This is a genomic window from Vibrio sp. 10N.222.49.A3 (assembly GCF_041475145.1).
Taxonomy (GTDB): Bacteria; Pseudomonadota; Gammaproteobacteria; order Enterobacterales; family Vibrionaceae; genus Vibrio; species Vibrio tasmaniensis_A.
Genome location: NZ_JBFRVM010000108.1, coordinates 2456 through 4831, shown reverse-complemented (window position 1 = coordinate 4831; position 2376 = coordinate 2456). Strand labels below are relative to the sequence as shown.

Annotated in this window: 3 protein-coding genes; all 3 read left to right on the top strand. The window is 48.3% G+C overall.

Features of this window, described 5'->3' with window-relative positions:
* Nucleotides 1-75: 75 nt before the first annotated feature.
* The 3 genes from tnpA to AB4589_RS17960 are packed head-to-tail and all read left to right on the top strand — an operon-like array spanning nucleotide 76 to nucleotide 2344.
* Entirely contained in the window at nucleotides 76-393 is a 318-nt protein-coding gene (gene tnpA, locus AB4589_RS17970; RefSeq protein WP_017104947.1) for an IS66 family insertion sequence element accessory protein TnpA, read from the top strand.
* Nucleotides 390-743 carry an IS66 family insertion sequence element accessory protein TnpB gene (tnpB, locus tag AB4589_RS17965; RefSeq protein WP_372101338.1) on the top strand — a complete coding sequence of 118 codons (354 nt, stop codon included), beginning with the start codon at nucleotides 390-392 and terminating at the stop codon, nucleotides 741-743. The genes tnpA and tnpB overlap by 4 nt, the downstream gene beginning before the upstream one ends.
* A 59-nt stretch (nucleotides 744-802) precedes the next feature.
* On the top strand, nucleotides 803-2344 hold the full coding sequence (locus AB4589_RS17960; protein ID WP_372101336.1) for an IS66-like element ISVa5 family transposase: 1542 nt from the start codon (nucleotides 803-805) through the stop codon (nucleotides 2342-2344).
* Nucleotides 2345-2376: the final 32 nt, after the last annotated feature.

The following is a 2376-nucleotide window of genomic DNA, read 5'->3' as shown; positions in this document are numbered from 1 at the left end:
CGCGCCATAAACCCCGCATTCTAATCTTTCAGCGCGAAGAATAAGATCAACTCTCCAACCCAAAGGAGAGTTGAAATGGCAAAACGACGCACCAACCTAGAATGGCAATCACTGTTTGAACAATATGAGAGCAGCAGTGTTACCCAACGCGCTTTTTGCGAAGAGCATGGACTGAGTTTATCCACGTTCTTCGCCAAGCGGCGTCAACTCCAAACAGTAAACCAATCGGAATCTGTCGGATTTGTTAAAGCCGAAATCGTCGAAAAGACAACCAAGTATCAGGCCCAGATAGCTACGGCTAACATGACACTTCTCATCAATGATGTGGAGCTGAGCATTCCTCAAGGTACGCCAGCGACCTATCTTGCTGAACTCATTGGAGCGTTGTCATGAAAGGTATGCTCAGCGCTCCAGGCATTTACCTTTATCGTGAAAGCGTCGATTTTAGAAAGTCCATCAACGGTCTTGCAGCGATTATCGAAAATGATAAGGACTTACCTCTTGGCAGCGGTGCGCTGTTCCTGTTTACCAATAAACAGCGCGATAAGATTAAGGTACTGTACTGGGATAAAACAGGCTTCGCCCTCTGGTATAAACGCCTTGAAAAAGCCAAGTATAAGTGGCCTTCAAAAGAGAAAAATCAGGTGTTTACCCTCACTCAATTTGAGCTTGATAGACTGCTTTCTGGCTTCACAATTATCGGCCATGAACCCGTAAAAATAAACGATTTTACAATGAGCTAATCGAGAATAAAGCCTTATATACCAAGCGTTAACGGCACGATTTTAGTATAATCAATGCCATGGAAAAGACGCCAAATATCAACCCAGAAAGCCAAGATATTGCCGAGCTACAAGCGATGGTGAAAGCCCTGATGCTCTCGCAAGAGCAGAAGGAATCGCAATGGCAACAAGAGCGCCAATCGCTGCTTGAACAACTCAAACTCGCCTTCGACCGCCAGTTCGCTAAACGCTCGGAGGCGTTAAAGCCTTACGATGAATCACAAGGTGACCTCTTCAACGAAGCGGAATGTGAAGCCGTTAAGGAAGAAGAAGTTGAGGTGACAACTACGATCACAACGAAAAAGCGTGGTAAACGTAAACCTCTGCCTAAGACCTTACCTCGTGAGGTTATCGAACTCGATTTAGACGACCATGAAAAGCAGTGTTCTTGTTGTAATCATGGCCTGCATAAAATCGGTGAAGACCGCAGCGAGAAGCTAGAGTTCACGCCTGCGGTACTCAAGGTGTTGGAATATGTTCGCCCTAAGTACGCTTGCCGCCAGTGCGAGAAAACAGGCGACAGCAGCCATATCGTTCAGAAGCCATCCCCTCAGAGTCTCATCCCTAAAAGCTTCGCCACAGAAAGCTTGCTGGCCAACATCATTCTTGGCAAATACCAGTATGCGATGCCACTTTATCGCCAAGAATCGCTGTTTACCCAGTCGGGTATCGAGTTATCACGCACCACCATGGCAAGGTGGGTTATCCAAGTCAGCGAGAAGTTCGCCCCGCTGTATGCCGCCTTGAAGAAGTACCTAGTTCAGCAAGTGGTGGTTCAGGCGGATGAAACGCCGCTCAATGTGCTCAAGGAAGAGAAGAAGTGTTATATGTGGCTCTACTGCTCGGGCGCTGACTCGCCCGAAGCCGCACTGCCTAATGTGAAAAATATCGCCTTGTACGACTATCAAAACAGTCGCGCGAGGGCGTGCCCTATTGCCTTTTTAGGTGACTACAACGGTTATCTACAAACCGATGGCTACGCTGCTTATGATGGACTTCATCAAGTCACCAATGTGGGGTGCTTAGCGCATGCTCGTCGCAAGTTCATGGACGCGAAGAAGCTTCAAGGGAAAGGTAAGTCGGGCAAGGCCGATAAAGCGCTGGCTAAAATCCAAAAACTCTACGGGATAGAATCGCGCTTAAAAGGTGCGCCTGCCGAAGAGCGAAAAGCAGAGCGTCAAGCACTTGCCAAGCCGATACTGGATGAGCTTTACCAATGGATGACAACCCAGAAGGTGATAGGCTCTAGCCCACTGGGCAAAGCGATAAAATACACGCTCGGGCAGTGGTCAAAGCTCACTCGTTATATCGACGATGGCCACTTATCTATCGATAATAATCGCGCTGAACGCGCAATTAAACCGCTGGTTATTGGCAGGAAGAACTGGCTATTCTCTAACACACCAAACGGTGCTGATGCGAGCGCGATGCTTTACAGCATCATCGAGACCGCGAAAGCCAACGGTCTTATCCTCTATGACTACCTAGTCAAGTGCATGAAAGAGTTGGCGAAAGCAGAGCCTGATATCGACGCACTCCTACCTTGGAACTTCAAACACTGACAAGTCGGCCCGTGGGTTCATGGGGCGGATAC